Origin of the sequence: Embleya sp. NPDC020886 (assembly GCF_044333915.1) — a bacterium.
Classification (GTDB): Bacteria; Actinomycetota; Actinomycetes; order Streptomycetales; family Streptomycetaceae; genus Embleya.
The window spans coordinates 1576765-1591913 of sequence record NZ_JBIRRX010000001.1 but is presented as its reverse complement, the minus strand read 5'-3'; the positions used below and the strand labels follow the sequence as shown (position 1 = coordinate 1591913).

Annotated in this window: 14 protein-coding genes and 1 pseudogene; 12 read left to right on the top strand and 3 right to left on the bottom strand. The window is 71.4% G+C overall.

The window, feature by feature from the left end:
* The 7 genes from nuoN (at position 1) to ACH4U8_RS06800 (ending at position 8107) form a co-directional block, all read left to right on the top strand.
* Positions 1-1587 carry an NADH-quinone oxidoreductase subunit NuoN gene (nuoN, locus tag ACH4U8_RS06830; RefSeq protein ID WP_360308581.1) on the top strand — a complete coding sequence of 529 codons (1587 nt, stop codon included), beginning with the start codon at positions 1-3 and terminating at the stop codon, positions 1585-1587.
* 43 nt (positions 1588-1630) lie between these two features.
* A complete protein-coding gene (locus tag ACH4U8_RS06825; protein ID WP_360308584.1) occupies positions 1631-2641 on the top strand; it encodes a polyprenyl synthetase family protein in 1011 nt (336 codons plus the stop codon).
* Between the two features lie 241 nt (positions 2642-2882).
* On the top strand, positions 2883-3962 hold the full coding sequence (locus ACH4U8_RS06820) for an outer membrane lipoprotein carrier protein LolA (RefSeq protein ID WP_395775976.1): 1080 nt from the start codon (positions 2883-2885) through the stop codon (positions 3960-3962).
* Entirely contained in the window at positions 3959-4912 is a 954-nt protein-coding gene (locus tag ACH4U8_RS06815; protein WP_395775975.1) for an ATP-binding cassette domain-containing protein, read from the top strand. Before ACH4U8_RS06820 ends, ACH4U8_RS06815 begins: the two co-directional genes overlap by 4 nt.
* Positions 4899-5822 (top strand): ABC transporter permease, encoded by a 924-nt coding sequence (locus tag ACH4U8_RS06810; RefSeq protein ID WP_379988516.1) that lies wholly within the window; start codon positions 4899-4901, stop codon positions 5820-5822. Before ACH4U8_RS06815 ends, ACH4U8_RS06810 begins: the two co-directional genes overlap by 14 nt.
* 95 nt (positions 5823-5917) lie before the next feature.
* The gene (locus ACH4U8_RS06805) at positions 5918-7360 is read left to right on the top strand and encodes a S8 family peptidase (RefSeq protein ID WP_395775974.1); all 1443 of its coding nucleotides are present in this window, start codon (positions 5918-5920) and stop codon (positions 7358-7360) included.
* Between the two features lie 24 nt (positions 7361-7384).
* Positions 7385-8107 carry a signal protein gene (locus ACH4U8_RS06800; protein WP_395775973.1) on the top strand — a complete coding sequence of 241 codons (723 nt, stop codon included), beginning with the start codon at positions 7385-7387 and terminating at the stop codon, positions 8105-8107.
* On the opposite strand, the gene ACH4U8_RS06795 is transcribed toward ACH4U8_RS06800, so the two are convergent.
* A complete protein-coding gene (locus ACH4U8_RS06795) occupies positions 8094-8636 on the bottom strand; it encodes a DUF6058 family natural product biosynthesis protein (protein WP_395775972.1) in 543 nt (180 codons plus the stop codon). The genes ACH4U8_RS06800 and ACH4U8_RS06795 overlap by 14 nt on opposite strands.
* A 196-nt stretch (positions 8637-8832) precedes the next feature.
* Between ACH4U8_RS06795 and ACH4U8_RS06790 the strand changes: the two genes are divergently transcribed.
* Together ACH4U8_RS06790 and ACH4U8_RS06785 are read left to right on the top strand one after the other, a co-directional pair.
* Positions 8833-9339 carry a hypothetical protein gene (locus tag ACH4U8_RS06790; protein WP_395775971.1) on the top strand — a complete coding sequence of 169 codons (507 nt, stop codon included), beginning with the start codon at positions 8833-8835 and terminating at the stop codon, positions 9337-9339.
* Positions 9340-9463: 124 nt separating this feature from the next.
* A complete protein-coding gene (locus ACH4U8_RS06785) occupies positions 9464-9946 on the top strand; it encodes a hypothetical protein (protein WP_395775970.1) in 483 nt (160 codons plus the stop codon).
* 103 nt (positions 9947-10049) lie between these two features.
* On the opposite strand, the gene ACH4U8_RS06780 is transcribed toward ACH4U8_RS06785, so the two are convergent.
* A complete protein-coding gene (locus ACH4U8_RS06780; protein ID WP_360308611.1) occupies positions 10050-10391 on the bottom strand; it encodes a VOC family protein in 342 nt (113 codons plus the stop codon).
* A gap of 153 nt (positions 10392-10544) precedes the next feature.
* On the opposite strand from ACH4U8_RS06780, the gene ACH4U8_RS06775 reads away from it, so the two are divergent.
* The 3 genes from ACH4U8_RS06775 (at position 10545) to zapE (ending at position 12834) form a co-directional block, all read left to right on the top strand.
* Positions 10545-11093, top strand: a complete 549-nt coding sequence (locus ACH4U8_RS06775) for a Uma2 family endonuclease (protein WP_395775969.1) — start codon at positions 10545-10547, stop codon at positions 11091-11093.
* A 242-nt stretch (positions 11094-11335) separates the two neighbouring features.
* Complete coding sequence (locus tag ACH4U8_RS06770) at positions 11336-11608, top strand: hypothetical protein (protein WP_360308617.1); 273 nt, start codon at positions 11336-11338, stop codon at positions 11606-11608.
* Between the two features lie 86 nt (positions 11609-11694).
* On the top strand, positions 11695-12834 hold the full coding sequence (gene zapE, locus ACH4U8_RS06765) for a cell division protein ZapE (protein ID WP_395775968.1): 1140 nt from the start codon (positions 11695-11697) through the stop codon (positions 12832-12834).
* A gap of 350 nt (positions 12835-13184) precedes the next feature.
* Here the strand turns inward: zapE and ACH4U8_RS06760 are convergent.
* Positions 13185-15140, bottom strand: a pseudogene (locus ACH4U8_RS06760) (APC family permease); the annotation flags it as partial.
* Between the last annotated feature and the right edge of the window lie 9 nt (positions 15141-15149).

Here is a 15149-nt window from a genome sequence, read left to right as displayed (position 1 = left end):
ATGAGCACCGCCGCAACGGCAACGCTCGCCGTGACGAAGGTGGACGCGCCCACCATCGAATACGGCAAGCTCTCGCCGATCCTGATCATCGCCGGCGTCGCGGTGGTGGGCGTGCTGATCGAGGCGTTCCTGCCTCGGCCGGCCCGCTACCGCGCGCAGCTCACGGTGGCCCTGGTCGGCATGATCGGCGCGTTCGGCGCGGTCGTCTGGCTCGCCCGCGACCTGCCGGACGACCACCGGGGCAGCATCACCGCGATGGGCGCGGTCGCCGTGGACGGCCCGTCGTTGTTCCTGCAGGGCACGCTGCTGCTGATCGGCATCGCGTCGGTGCTGCTCATCGGCGAGCGCAGGCTGGAGCCGGCCGGCGGCGACGCGTTCGCCCCGCAGGCCGCGGCGGCGCCGGGCAGTCAGCAGGAGAAGGACGCGACGGCGGCGGGCTGGACGCAGACCGAGGTCTACCCGCTGACCATGTTCTCGCTGGTGGGCATGCTGCTCTTCCCGGCGGCGAACGACCTGTTGATGATGTTCGTCGCGCTCGAGGTGTTGTCCCTGCCGCTCTACCTGCTGTGCGGGCTGGCCCGGCGCAACCGGCTGCTCTCCCAGGAGGCCGCGCTCAAGTACTTCCTGCTCGGCGCGTTCTCCTCGGCGTTCTTCCTGTTCGGCGTGGCCATGCTCTACGGCTACTCGGGCAGCGTCTCGCTGGACAAGATCGGGGTGGCCTCGGCCGGCGCGATGGACAACGACGCGCTGCTGCTGATCGGGCTCGCGATGGTGGCGGTCGGCCTGCTGTTCAAGGTCGGCGCGGTGCCGTTCCACTCCTGGACGCCGGACGTGTACCAGGGCGCGCCGACCCCGATCACCGGGTTCATGGCGGCGGCCACCAAGGTGGCCGCGTTCGGCGCGATGATGCGCTTCTTCTACGTCGCGCTGCCGGGCATGCGCTGGGACTGGCGGCCGGTGATGATCGGCGTCGCGATCGCGACCATGGTCGCCGGCGCGATCATCGCGATCACCCAGACGGACGTGAAGCGACTGCTGGCCTACTCCTCGATCGCCCACGCGGGTTTCATCCTGACCGGAATGATCGCGATGAACGACGCGGGCGTGTCGTCCACGATGTTCTACCTTGTGGCCTATGGGTTCGTCACTCTGGGTGCATTCGCGGTCGTCACTCTGGTGCGCGACGCGCGCGGCGAGGCGACCCACCTGTCCCATTGGGCGGGGCTGGGCAGGCGTTCCCCGCTGGTCGCAGGAGTGTTCGCACTGTTCCTGCTCGCCTTCGCCGGCATCCCGCTGACCAGCGGTTTCGCCGGAAAGTTCGCGGTCTTCCAGGCGGCGGCGCGCGGTGGTGCGGGCAGCCTGGTGGTGGTCGGTGTGCTGTGCAGCGCGGTTGCCGCGTTCTTCTACGTACGGGTGATCGTGTTGATGTTCTTCTCGGAGCCCAAGGTCGACGGTCCGACCGTTGTCGTACCGAGCGTGATGACCACCGCTGCCATCGCGCTGGGGGTAGCCGTTACCGTGGTCCTTGGCATCCTCCCGCAGCCCGTACTGGACCTCGCGGACAAGGCAGCCTTGTTCGTCCATTAGGCAAGACGCAGAGACTCTGCGTGATCGACAGGAGAGAACCGTCATGGCGATCGTGGGGCCCTTCGGGCTGAGCGTCACGGACGAGACTCTCGATGCCGAGATCAGGGCGGGGATGGCCGCCGTGGAGCAGGAGCTCCTGGCGGCCACCAAGAGCGAGTTCCCCTACCTGACGCAGACCTCGCGGCACCTGGTCGAGGCGGGCGGCAAGCGGTTCCGGCCGCTGCTGGTGCTGCTGGCCGCCCAATTCGGCGACTGGCAGGCGCCGGGCGTGGTGCCGGCGGCGGTGGTGTGCGAACTGACCCACCTGGCCACGCTGTACCACGACGACGTGATGGACGAGGCACTGCTGCGGCGCGGCGCGCCCAGCGCCAACTCCCGGTGGGACAACTCGGTCGCGATCCTGACCGGCGACTTCCTGTTCGCCCGGGCCTCGGAGATCGTCGCCGACCTGGGCAACGAGGCGGTGCGGATCCAGGCGCGGGCGTTCGCCCGGCTGGTGACCGGCCAGATTCGCGAGACGGTCGGTCCGCGCCCGGGCGACGACCCGGTCGAGCACTACCTGTCGGTGATGGCGGACAAGACCGGCTCGCTGATCGCGGCGTCGGGCCAGTTCGGTGCGATGTTCGCGGGCGCGGACGAGCACGTGGTGGACATCCTGACCCGGTACGGCGAGCGGTTCGGCGTCGCGTTCCAACTCGCGGACGACGTGCTCGACATCGCCAGCGAGGCGACCGAGTCGGGCAAGACCCCGGGCACCGACCTGCGCGAGGGAGTGCCGACGCTGCCGGTGCTGCACCTGCGGGCGGGGGTGACCGGTTCGTCGCCGGCGGCCGATCGGCACCTGCTCGCGCTGCTGGACGGACCGATCACCGACGACGCCGAGCACGCGGAGGCCCTCGGGCTGTTGCGTGCCCACCCGGCGCTCGCGAAGGCCCGTGAGGACACCCGGCGTTATGCCGAGGCGGCGCGCGAGGTGCTGGCGCCGCTGCCCGAATGCAGCGCCAAGCGGGCCCTGTCGTCGCTGTGCGAGCTGGTCGTCGAGCGCAGCGCGTAGTTCGTCCCGCCGGCCCGCCCGTGGATCACGCGGGCGGGCCGCGGTCTGCCCAGGGAGTGCTCGGCGGCTGCTCCCCCGGGAGTAGCGCGTGGGGTGCCATGTCACCATCAAGTCCTGTGCCCGAGGGTCCCGCACGTCTTGAGGGTGACGTTTTGCAGTGACGTACGGCCGACGCCGATGGCCCGGTGCCGATGATCCCCTTGTGGTGTCGCATTCGACATCGAATCAGGGGGCAATCTCCATGACTCGCACCACCCGCCGATCCGTTCCGTGGCGCTTCGCGGTACCGGCCGCGATCGCCGCCGCGACCGTCGGTGCCGTGACGTTCGGCCCGAGCGCGTTCGCCGACGACTCGCATCCGGGACTACCGGACCGGACCGCCGAGCAACTCGTCGCCGAGGTCGCCGCAGCCCGGACCGACGCGCTCACCGGCACCGTCCGCATCGACAGCGACCTGGGCCTGCCCACGCTGCCCGGCAAGGCCGGCGGCAACGGCCCGCAGGCGCTGTTGTCCGGCACCAACAAGCTCCAGGTGGCCCTGGACGGCCCGGACCGGCAGCGGATCGGTCTGATGTCCGATCTGGCCGAGTACAACGTCATCCACAACGGCCGCGACGTGTGGACCTACGACAGCCGCACGCACGCGGTGACGCACGGCACCTTCGACGGGGGCCGCTCCGACGTCGCGTCGCTGGTGCCGACCACGCCGCAGGACGCGGCCCGGCAACTGCTCGACCTGGTCGGCCCGACCACCGACGTCCGGGTCGAGGGGACCGGTCGGGTCGCCGGGCACGACGTGTACAAGCTGCGCTTCGCGCCCAGGAGCCAGGGCAGTCTGATCGCCGCCGCGACGGTGTTCGTGGACGCGAAGACCGGGGTGCCGCTGCGGGTGACCGTGGACTCCGTCAAGGGCGGCAAGCCCGCGATCGACATCGGCTTCGAGCAGGTCTCGTACGACAAGCCCGCGGCCGGCACCTTCGACTTCAAGCCGCCGGCCGGCGCCCGGGTCGAGGAGGTCAAGCCGAACGAGGTGCGGCCGGCGCTGCCGGACACGCCGGGCGCACCCGGCAAGTCCGCGGCGCCGACCGGGGGGCACGTCGAGCCGGGGCTGCTGGGCGAGGGCTGGTCGACCGTGGTCGAGCTGCCCGCGGGCGGCGACGCCAAGGAAGCCGCCCGGCTGATGGGCAAGCTGGGCAAGCCGGTTCCGGGCGGGACGTTGATCGACACCCGCCTGCTGAACGTGTTGCGCACCGACTCGGGCCGGGTCTTCGCCGGCGCGGTCGACGCGGACACGCTGCAGCGGATCGCGGCACAGCGATGACCGCGTCCACGGCGGTCGGTACCGCCGCGATCCGTACCGAGGGGCTGTCCAAGCGCTACGGCCGGGACCGGCTCGCCGTGGACGGACTCGACCTGATCGTGCCGGCCGGTTCCGTCTTCGGGTTCCTCGGGCCCAACGGTTCCGGGAAGACCACGACCATCCGGATGTTGCTCGGCCTGATCCGGCCGAGCAGCGGTTCGGTCACCCTGCTCGACGGCCCCATGCCCGGGGCCGTCGGGCAGGTGTTGCCCAGGGTCGGCGCGCTGATCGAAGGCCCGGCCCACTACGGCTTCCTGACGGGGCGACAGAACCTGGACCGACTGGACGCCGCCGACCCCACCTCGGACCCGCGCACCCGCGACGCCCGGGTGGACGAGGCACTGGCCAAGGTCGGCCTGACGGCGGTGGCCGGGCGCAAGGCGCGGGCCTACTCGCTGGGCATGAAGCAGCGGCTGGGCATCGCGTCCGCGCTGCTGCGTCCGCGCGACCTGCTGGTGCTCGACGAGCCGACCAACGGCCTGGACCCGCAGGGCATGCGCGAGATCCGGACGCTGATCCGGGGGTTGGCCGCGGACGGCACGACGGTGTTCCTGTCCTCGCACCTGCTGGACGAGATCGAGCAGGTGTGCACGGATGTCGCGGTGATGAGCCACGGCAAGCTGATCACCCAGGGCACGGTGGAATCCCTGCGCGCCGGCACCCGGGCCCGGTTGGTCGTCACGACTCCCGACGCGGAGGCGGCGGTCGTGGTGCTGGGCAGGCTCGGCGCGACCGACATCGTCACCACTCGCGACGGTGTCGAGGCCGACCCGGCGCCGTTGGAGCCGGACGAGGTCTGCGCGGCGCTGGTCCGCGCCGACGTGCGGGTGCGTTCGTTCACTCTGGCGCGACCGTCCCTGGAGGACGCGTTCGTCGCCCTGACCGGAGAAGGCTTCGATGTCACCGACTGACGCACTCCCCAAGACGGGTGTCCTGTCGCCCGCGTTCCGGTACGCGGCGGGCACCGAGGCGTTCGGGTCCGAGCGGTTGCCGAGGCTGCGCGGGTTGATGCGCAGCGAGCTGCGGTTGGTCTTCCTGCGTCCGCGCACGGCAGCGATGTTGGGCTTCCTGGCCTTCGTACCGGTCATGCTCGGGGTCGCGCTGCGCTACTTCCACGACGGCGGCTCCTCGGGCGGCAACGGTGGCGGGACGGTGGACTTCGTGAACCAGGTCACCGGCAACGGGCTGTTCCTGGTCTTCGCGTCGCTGGCCGCCGCGCTGCCGTTCTTCCTGCCGATGACGGTCGGCGTGGTGGCGGGCGACTCGATCGCGGGCGAGGCGCACGCCGGGACGCTGCGCTATCTGCTGGTCGCGCCGGCCGGGCGGACCCGGTTGTTGTCGGTGAAGTTCGCCGGGGTGCTGGCGTTCTGCCTGGCCGCGACGCTCACGGTGGCGCTGTCCGCGTTGGTGGTGGGCGCGGCGCTGTTTCCGATGGGCGATGTGCCGCTGTTGACCGGCGACACCATCTCGATGGGCGAGGCGTCCTGGCGGGCGGTGTTGATCGCGCTGTGTGTGGCGGCCTCGCTGGTGGGCCTCGCGGCGATCGGGCTGTTCGTGTCGACGCTGACCACGGTGCCGGTGGCGGCGATGGCGACCACGGTCGGCGTGGTGATCGTGACCGCGATCCTGACCGGCATCCCGCAGTTGTCGGCGATCCATCCGTGGTTGTTCACCGACGGCTGGATGAGCTTCGGCGACCTGTTGCGCAATCCGATCCCGACCGACGAGATCGTCCGCAACCTCGGCATCCAGGCGGCCTATACGGCGATCTTCGGTGCGGCGGCCTGGGCGCGGATGACCGAGCGCGACATCACCACGTGAGCGGGACGGGGCCGGCCGCGGTCGCGGCCGGCGACTCGTCCGGGTGAATGTCCGGTTGCCTCGGGGGCCCGGTGTGCATGTACGCCGATATGAGGATGCGCGCGGCGATCGCGATGGTGTCGGTGGCTGCGGCCGCGTTGTTCGGGTCGGTGTCCGCGAGGGCGGCATCGACCGACGCCGCGCCGGCGGAGCTCTATTCGTACCTGGTGTTGACCCCCTCGGTCGGGACGGCGCAGACGGCGCTCGCCGAGTCGGCGGTGCGGCGGGCCGGCGGCGTGGTGGTGTACGCGTACGGGCCGGTCGGCGTGGTGGTGGCGCACGGTGGGCCGGAGTTCGCGGCGGCGGTGCGGGGGCGGCCCGGGGTGGCGCGGGTGGGGGCCACGCGCACGGTGCCGTTGCGGGGGCGGGCGCGCGGGCGGGCGCCGGAGCGGGCGGGGGCGGCCGGGCTGCCGGCGGTGGGGTCCGGGGGGGCCGTTGCGGATCCGGCCGAGGCGGCGCAGTGGAATCTGGCGATGGTGCACGCGTACGAGGCGCAACGGATCACCGAGGGCAGCGCGGACGTGGTGGTCGCGGTGGCCGATTCGGGCGTGGACGACCGGCATCCGGACCTGGCGCCGAACTTCGCCGCCGAACTGTCCGCGGACTGCTCGACGGGTCGGCCGATCCGGGCGGACGCGGCGTGGCGGGCGCCGCGCTCGGATCACGGCACCCACGTGGCCGGCACCATCGCGGCGGCGCGCGACGGGCACGGGGTGCTGGGGGTGGCGCCGGGGGTGCGGATCGCGGCGCTGCGGTTGGGCGACGCGGACGCGCTGTTCCACGGCGAGGCGAGCGTGTGCGGATTCGTCTGGTTGGCCGAGCACGCGGATCAGGGGCTGCGGATCGCCAACCACAGCTACTACAACGACCCGTGGTGGCTGCTGTGTCCGGACGACGAGGACCAGGCGGTGATCCACGAGGCGGTGCGTCGGGCGGCGGCGTACGCGGCGGACCGGGGCGTGTTGTCGATCGCGGCGGCGGGCAACGACGCCTACGACCTCGCGCACAAGACGGTGGATCCGCGCAGCCCGAACGACGCGGCCACCCGGCCGGCGCGACCGAGGCCGGTGAACGACGAGTGCCGCCAGTTGCCCGCCGAGCTCCCGGGGGTGATCACGGTCGCCGCGGTGGGTGCGAACGGACTACGGGCCGGCTACTCGAACACGGGCCTGGGTGTGCTGGATCTGGCCGGGCCCGGTGGCGATGGCGCGGCGGGTGGCGAGGGGGTGTTGTCCACGTCGGGCGACGGCGGCTGGGCGCGGAAGCAGGGCACGTCGATGGCGGCGCCGGCGGTGACCGGGGTGGCCGCGCTGATCGCCTCGATGCATCCGACGTGGGGGCCGGCCGCGATCACCGCCCGGTTGTACGCGACGGCGGGCAGGCCGGAGTGCGTGGCGCCGTGCGTCCCGGCGGGCGACGTCGACTCGTTCCACGGCCACGGTCTGGTGAACGCGTTGCGGGCGGTGCGGTCGTCGAGCGGACCGGCCGGGCGCGGGTGAGGCCCGTCGGTCATACTCCGGCCCATGAAAATCGCACGCTCGTTGGCCCTGCTGGTCGGCGCGCTCACGCTGATCACCGCATGTACCTCGGACAAGTCCTCGTCGTCGAACCCAGCCGGCCCGAAAAGCACGCCGCCCTCGGTCGCACCGCCGTCGGCCGGGTCCGCCGCCCCTGCCGCCCCCGCCGAGGCGACGGAAGCCGCGTCCGCCACGCCGATCATCGCCGTCGACCCGAACAACCCGAATCGGCCGAACCTGCCCGACCTCCAGGCACGTTGGTGGGCCTGGGCGGCCAAGAGCACGAGCGGCACGAATCCGCTCGCCGATCGCAACGGCGAGCAGTGCGACCGCAACCAGGCGACCACCGCGTGGTACCTCGCGGGCAGCTCCGAGGGCCCGGCGATTCGGCGTTGCCGGATGGTCACCCGGGCACCCGTCGCGTTCCCGGTGGTGAACCTGAAGGGCACCCAGGCGGAGTGTGCGCGGTTCATGGCCGACGCCAAGGGCTCGGTCGAGTTGGACGGCAAGCAGATCCGGCCGGACCGGTTCGACGCCGCGCCGATCCGCTTCACCGGGGTCGAGGGCAATGCGATCACCGGCAACGCCGAGGAGGTGAACACCTACGCGTGCGGCCTGTGGGTGCAGTTGGCCCCGCTCGGCGAGGGCACCCACACGCTCGCCGTCCGCGGCTCCGCGGGCACGGTGACCACCGTGGTGGACTACACCCTGAACGTCACGGCGCGCTGACCGGCGGTCGGTGGGCGCGCAGGGCGGTGACGTGCGTGTCACGGGAGACCGGGCCACCGAAGCGGAGTCGGTCGTAGGCGGTGAACTCCGGCTCCAGTAGGTCGAGTTCGTCGACCAGCGCAGCCAGGGACGTGGTCGACGTCGGGGAGTCCCGGTCGGCCGCGGTCAGGGCGGCGTCGATCGCGGCGACCAGGTCGCCCTTGCGGCGGATGGTGGTCGGCGACACCGCGTGCAGGCAGACGTATTGGCCGCTGAGGTAGGCGTGCCACTCCTCCTCGCCCTCGGCCGGATCGTCCCAGTGCCGGAGGAACCAGGCCCGCAGCCGATCCGTGCCGCCGGCCGCGTCGGCGAGGGCGAACAGGTCGGCGGGCACCATCTCGGCGCCGTCCGAGCGCAGATACCCGGGCAACGGCAGCAGCCGGGCGAGCATCAGCTCGCGCACCTCGTCCGGAGCACGTCCGAGTCTGCGGCACAGCTCGCCCAACTCGACGAACTGCCGATCCACGTACGCGTCGTCCGCCGCCGTCATCGGGTGATCCCCGTTGACCTCCCGAAACCGCACGGCCACGGCCCGCGCAGCCGCCGATCGCCGATCGCCTGGCTCCACCATCGCCCCGCCTCCACTTCGTCCCCGAACACCCACCCTCGGAAGCTAGTCCGCCGATTTTTCGGCCCCCGCCGAACGATCCGCGTGCTACCGGGGGCCGGCCTGCCAAGGTGGCGCAATGACTGCTCCCCTGCGCGACTACGGGTATGTCGGACCGGCGGACATCCGAGCCGAGGCCGTGCGGGCCGACACCGAGGGCCGGCCGCTGCGCTCGGCGGCGGACTTCGCGACCTGGGTCGAGGCGCAGGAACACGACGAGCCCTTCACGTATGTGGTCGGACTCGACGGGGTGTTGCGGCTCGCGCCGCGGCGCGGTGAGCATGTCGCCTGCGCGGCCGGCGAGCGGGTGCTCGCCGCGGGCGAGGTGGCGTTCGCGATCGAGGACGGAGAGTGGGCGGTGGTCGAGATCGGCAACCAGTCGACCGGCTACTGCCCGGAGCCGCGCTCGTGGCCGGCGGTCGCGGCGGCGCTCGCCCGGATCGGAGTGGCCGGCCCCGAGGGGTTCACCCACGAGTTCGTCTTCCGGCGGTGTCCGGATTGCGGGGAACGCAACGTGGTCAAGGAGGGCGACTTCGTGTGCGCGTGTTGTGCGGCCGAGCTGCCGGCGGATTGGAACTTCGAGTGAACGCCCAGGTCACGGGCGTGCGCTGACAGCTCGGCGGGCGTCGGGGTGGGCGCTGACAGCGGGGTGTGGCGGTGGTCAGCGCGCTGTGCGGGGGTTGCCGGCGGTGCGGCGGATGCTCTACGACATGGACACCACGAGCAGCACCACCGCCAAGACCCCCCAAGTGATCGGCTCCTTCGTCCGCTTCGTCGTCTTCGGCGGCGGTGTCGGCCTCGCGAGCAGCGCGACGCTGATCCTGCTCTGCGGCCACCTGCCGTTCGCCGCGGCCAACGCGCTGGTGACCGTCGGCTCGACGCTGATCGCGACCGAGTTGCACAGCCGATTCACCTTCGGCCGGGACAAGCCCGGCACGAGCGACCACGTCAAGGCGGCGCTGACGGTACTGGTCTGCTACCTGTTCACCACGGCCGCGATGCTGACCCTGCAGGCGATCCAGCCGCAGGCCGGCGTGCTGGTGCGGCAGGCGGTCTACCTCTCCGCCTCCGGCCTGGCCGGCATCGGCCGGTTCGCCTTCATGCGACTGGTGATCTTCGCGAAGAAGAGCCCGACCGGCCCGAAGGCCACGCCGCGTGTGCTCGCCCGCGAAGCGGTGGCGACGGCGGCCTGACCGGCGGCGCCCGGACGGCGACCGCGACGACCGACGGGTCGGCTCGCGGGGAACGGCGACTGTGTCCCGCCGACTCCCCGTTCGAGCCGACCCGTACGTCGTCTCAGGCGACGAAGCAGAACTCGTTGCCCTCCGGATCGAGCATCACCCGGAACGACCCCTGCTCGTCGGTGACCGCAGGCCCCCGCGCACTCGCTCCGAGCGAGATCGCCAGCGCCACCGCCGCGTCCAGATCGGCCACCCTCAGGTCCAGGTGCAACCGGTTCTTCCCGGCCTTGTCCTCGGGCACCGGCTGAAACGCCATCCGCGCCGAGCCGGGCGGTTCGACGTGCGACCACCCCCGCGCCCGATCCACCGGCTCCCCACCCAACAACCCGGCCCAGAACCGGACCAACAACCCCGGCTCCCGGGCGTCCACCACGATCTGATGCAACTCGACACGCATACCCGAAAGCCTAGAAGACCCCACCGCTGCCCGATCGGGTGAACCGGGCCGCGAGTGCCACTACGGCATCGACGGCAAAACTAGGCTGATGCCGTTGCCTCGGGGAGAGGAGGGCCGGGTGTGATGACCGCCGGATCGGTGTATCCCCATCGTGTGGAAACCGATGAGGAGCCGACGTCGCCGCTACTGGCCGAGTTCTTCGCGCTGTCCGAGCGGCTGACCAACGATCGTGTGGAGTTCATCGACGGGAACATCAACGTGGCACCACCGCCGGATGGAGACCACGAGACGATCGTCGATCAATTGCGGTTGCAGATGTTGGGTTCGGCAATCGCGTTGAGTGCTTCCGGCAACAAGGGACTCGCATTGCCCGGCGGGGACTTCGTCGTCCCGGACGCGACCTACGTGGCGCGCGGCGGACTGCGCCACGCGCCTTCGTGGATGCCGCCGGACGATGTGCTGCTCGTGGTCGAGGTGACCTCCTCCGACCCGACCCGCGATCGAATGAAGAAGTACCGCGCCTACGCCCTCGCCGGCATCCCCTTTTACCTCCTGGTGGATCGCCAGAACGGCAAGGTGATCCTGTTCTCCGATCCGGAGCGGGACGCGTACGCCGGCCGCAACGAGGTCGCCTTCGGCAAAAAGCTTGCCCTCCCGGCCCCGTTCGCCCTGACCATCGACACCGCCGACCTGGTCGACTGAGCAGGAGGAAGACCACCGCTGCCCGATCGGGTGAACCGGAATCGGGAGGTTACTGTGCCGTGGGACCCGAAACTAGGCTGAGGGTGTTGCCGTGGGGAGGGGAGGAGCGGGTGTGATGTCCGTCGATGCCGTGTACACACCGGGTGTGGAAACCGATGACGATGCGATGCCGGATCCGCTGCAGGTGTTCCTCGCCCCGTCCGAGCGACTTCACGTCGACTGAACCGTGGGGATGTGATCCCGTGTCGGATGATGCCTCGGACAGTGGCCTGAGCCCGCTTGCCCGGCGGGTGCTCGCGTGCATGTTGGCGGTGCCGGAGGGGATCAGATTCACCGGCAAGGACGTGGCCGATGTGATGCCGGAGGGGCAGTATCGGGTGCAGAAGGCGCTGCGCGAACTCGGGGCGACGGGACATCGGACCGTGCGGCGGTTGCAGCGGCCCAACGGGCAGTTCTATGTCGAGGTCGAATACCACGCGATACCCGTCCGGGCCGACGACTCGTCGCCGGATTGAAGTGATCACGCAACCGCGAAGCACCGCTGTCGAGTGGCCGCCGGCGCGGCGAGGTGCTCGAACAAGCGCTCACTAGGATCTCGATCATGGGGCGAACGACGGTCGAGACGATGCGAAACCACTTTCACGAGGTCGCGACCACCCGCGGCTACGTGCTCGATCCGGCCCAGCACGAGGCCGTCCAGCGGCTCGCCGAACTCGGCGCCGCGCTGAGCCGGGGTCGCGGACACGGCCTGTTCCACCGCCGCCCGGTCGCGGGGCTGTATCTGTGGGGCCCGGTGGGTCGGGGCAAGACCTGGCTGCTCGACACGTTCTTCGCGGCCGTACCGCTGCCCGCCGAGCGGCGCACCAGGGTGCACTTCCACGCGTTCTTCCGCCGCCTGCACGAGGCGGTCGACCGGCACCGCGACGACCACGGCCACGAGCACAGCGCCGTCGACGCGGCCCTGTCCGAACTGGTGGGCGACGTCGACCTGTTGTGCTTCGACGAGTTCCACGTGCACGACCCGGGCGATGCGATGCTGGTCACCCGGCTGCTCCGGGAGTTGCACGCGCGCGGCGTCGTCCTGGTCTGTACGTCCAACTATCCGCCCGCCGGCCTGCTGCCCAGTCCGCTCCACCACCACCTGTTCGAGCCGACGATCCGCGAGATCGAGGAGCGGATGACCACCGTCACCGTGGCCGGTCCGCAGGACTACCGGTCCCTGACCCGGGTCGGCACCGCGGCCGGCGAGTTCGGCGAAGGCGCGGTGTTGTGGCCCGGCGACCCCGAGCAACTGCGCGGACAGGGCCTGGTTCCGCCGACCCCCGACGAGGCACGCATACTGCGGGTGAACCGCCGCGATCTGGCCGTCCGGGCGGCCCGACCGGGCGAGTTGTGGGGCGGGTTCGCCGCGCTGTGCGAGGGCCGGACCTCGGCGCTGGACTACCTCGTGCTCGCCGAGACGTACCCGACGTGGGTGATCGGCGCGCTGCCCCCGCTCAAGACCGCGAGCGCCGAGGCCCGACAACGCTTCGTGAATCTGATCGACGTCTGCTGCGACGCCGACGTGCGGCTGTTCCTGTGCAGCGACCGCCCCCTGGCCGAAGTGCTCGCCGGCGACGACCTGCCGACCGACATCTCCCGCACCGCCAGCCGCCTGGGTCTGCTCCGCCGGGTGGGCCGGTCCGACGCTCGCGAGAACGGCTCGGCGTCGGCTCAATCGTCCTCCGGCAGCAGTTCGTAGTTCGGGTCGGACATCGCCAGGTGGCCCTCGGCCTCGCCGACCACCCCCCTGACCCGCATCCGCCGGCCCGGTTCCACCCCGGCGAGTTGCCGGCGCCCGTGGAAGAGCAGCAGCAGGCCGCCGGTGCGGTCGTACAACTCGACCTCCAGGGCCGGCCGGGCGGTCTCCGGCGACGGGGACACCGAACGCACCCGGCCGACCACCTCGGCCCGTTGCCGCCACTTGAGCTGGGCGACCGAGGCGGGCCCGACCACGCGGGGGACCGGCTCCGGTTCGGCGTCCGTCACCGGCAACAACCGCGGCACACACTTCGCCGGCGGCACCTCCGGGGGCGCGGACGGTCGATGCGCCATCGCCGCGGCCACGTCGAACGGCACGACGGTGGCGATCGCGTGCGGCACCCGGGTCAGCGCGGACGCGATCGAATCGCTGGTCCGGCCGTGCAACAGGCGGCCGATCAACGGCGGATAGGTGTGTCGAGGCAGCAGCAGGGTGATCCCGGACGCGCCGTCCGCCACCTCGCGCGCGGCCAATTCCAACACCGCCCGGGCGAGCCGCCGGTCCGGGCACTCGATCAGCTCCAGCGGGATGTCGGCGGCCCGGCTCGCCTCCCAGCGCTTGCGCAGCTTCTTGGCATGCCGACTGTCCAACACGAAGTGCGCCGCCCGCAGATCGTCGGCCCGCAGCGCGCGGGCGTAGCGCACCGCCTGGAGCACCGCGACGTCGAGCGAGTCGACCAGCACCACCACCACCGACCGGTCCCGCAGCCCGAAGTCCGCCGTGGCCGGGGCCGCCGCCAGCGCCGCCGCCTCCTCCCGGTAGCGCCGGTTGACCCCGATCAACGCCCACACGCCCAGTGGAAACAGCACCACCACCAGCCACGCGCCCTCGGTGAACTTGGTGATCGCGAAGATCAGCACCACCGCGGCCGAGACCACCGCCGCGAGCGCGTTCACCACGCACCCGGCCCGCCATTGCCCGGTGCGCTGGGTCCAGTGATGCTTCGTCAGCCCGGCACCGGCCATCATGAACCCGGTGAACACGCCGATCGCGTACAGCGCGACCAGCGAGTCCACACTCGCCTGGGTCACCAGCAGCAGCGCGACGGCGGGCACCGCGAGCAGGATGATCCCGTTCGAGAAGGCCAGCCGGTGCCCGCGCCGGCGCAACATCTTGGGCAGGAACGCGTCCTCGGCGACGAAGTCGGCCAGGAACGGGAAGCCGTTGAACGGCGTGTTCGCGCCGGTGTACAGGATCAGCGCGGTGGCCAGTTGCACGAAGATCAGCCCGGCCCGCCCGAATACGCCCCCGCCCAGCACCAGGTGCGCCTCCTGCGCGATCACCGTCGGGTCGCCGTCCACATAGGGGATCGCGTGCGTGGCGCGCGCGAGCAGCGAGATGCCCAGCACCAGCGTCGCGAGCACCAGCGACATCGCCACCAGCGTCTTGCGCGCGTTGCGCCCCTGCGGTTCGCGGAAGGTGGACACGCTGTTCGAGAGCGCCTCCAGGCCGGTCAGCGAGGACCCGCCGTTGGCGAAGGCCCGCAGCACCACGAACAGCGACGCGCCGTAGAGCAGTCCGCTGCCCGACGTGCCCAGCGGCACCGCGCCGGCCGCGTGCACGTTTGCCTGGGGCAGCGAGCCGTCGCTCGCCCAGCGCACCAGCGCGACCGCGAACACCATCGCCATCGCGCCGATGAACAGGTACGCCGGCAGCGCGAACGCCCGCCCGGCCTCCTTGACCCCGCGCAGGTTGCCGTAGAACAGCACCCCGACCACACCGACGCAGATCTCCGGCTTCCAGCCGCTGATGTCGGTACCCCACACCAGATGCAGCAACGACGCGATGGCGTCGGTGCCGGCCGCCGTCTGCACCGCGACGGTGACCACGTAGTCGATCAGCAGCGCGACCGAGGCGACCTGCGCGACGCGCGGTCCGAAGTTGTCCCGAGCCACGATGTAGGAGCCGCCGGCCTTGGTGTACAGGCCGACCACGTCCCAGTAGGACAACGTCAGCAACAGCAGCACCGCGAGGATCGTGTAGGTGACCGGCAGCACCAGGGTGAAGGCGGCGACGCCGATGTAGGGCACCAGTGCGCGCAACATCTGCTCGGTGCCGTACGCCGAGGACGAGATGCAGTCCGAGGCGAGCACGCCGAGCGCGGTCGGGTTGGACAACTTCTCGCCGCGCAGTCGCGAGCTGACCAGGGGCGGGCCGAGCAGTCGTTTCTTGACGCGATAGCCGACCGTCTCGGGAATCCGGACATCCACGCTGAGCGGAGCGGGCGGGCCGGTGGGTGACTGCATGCCCCTCGG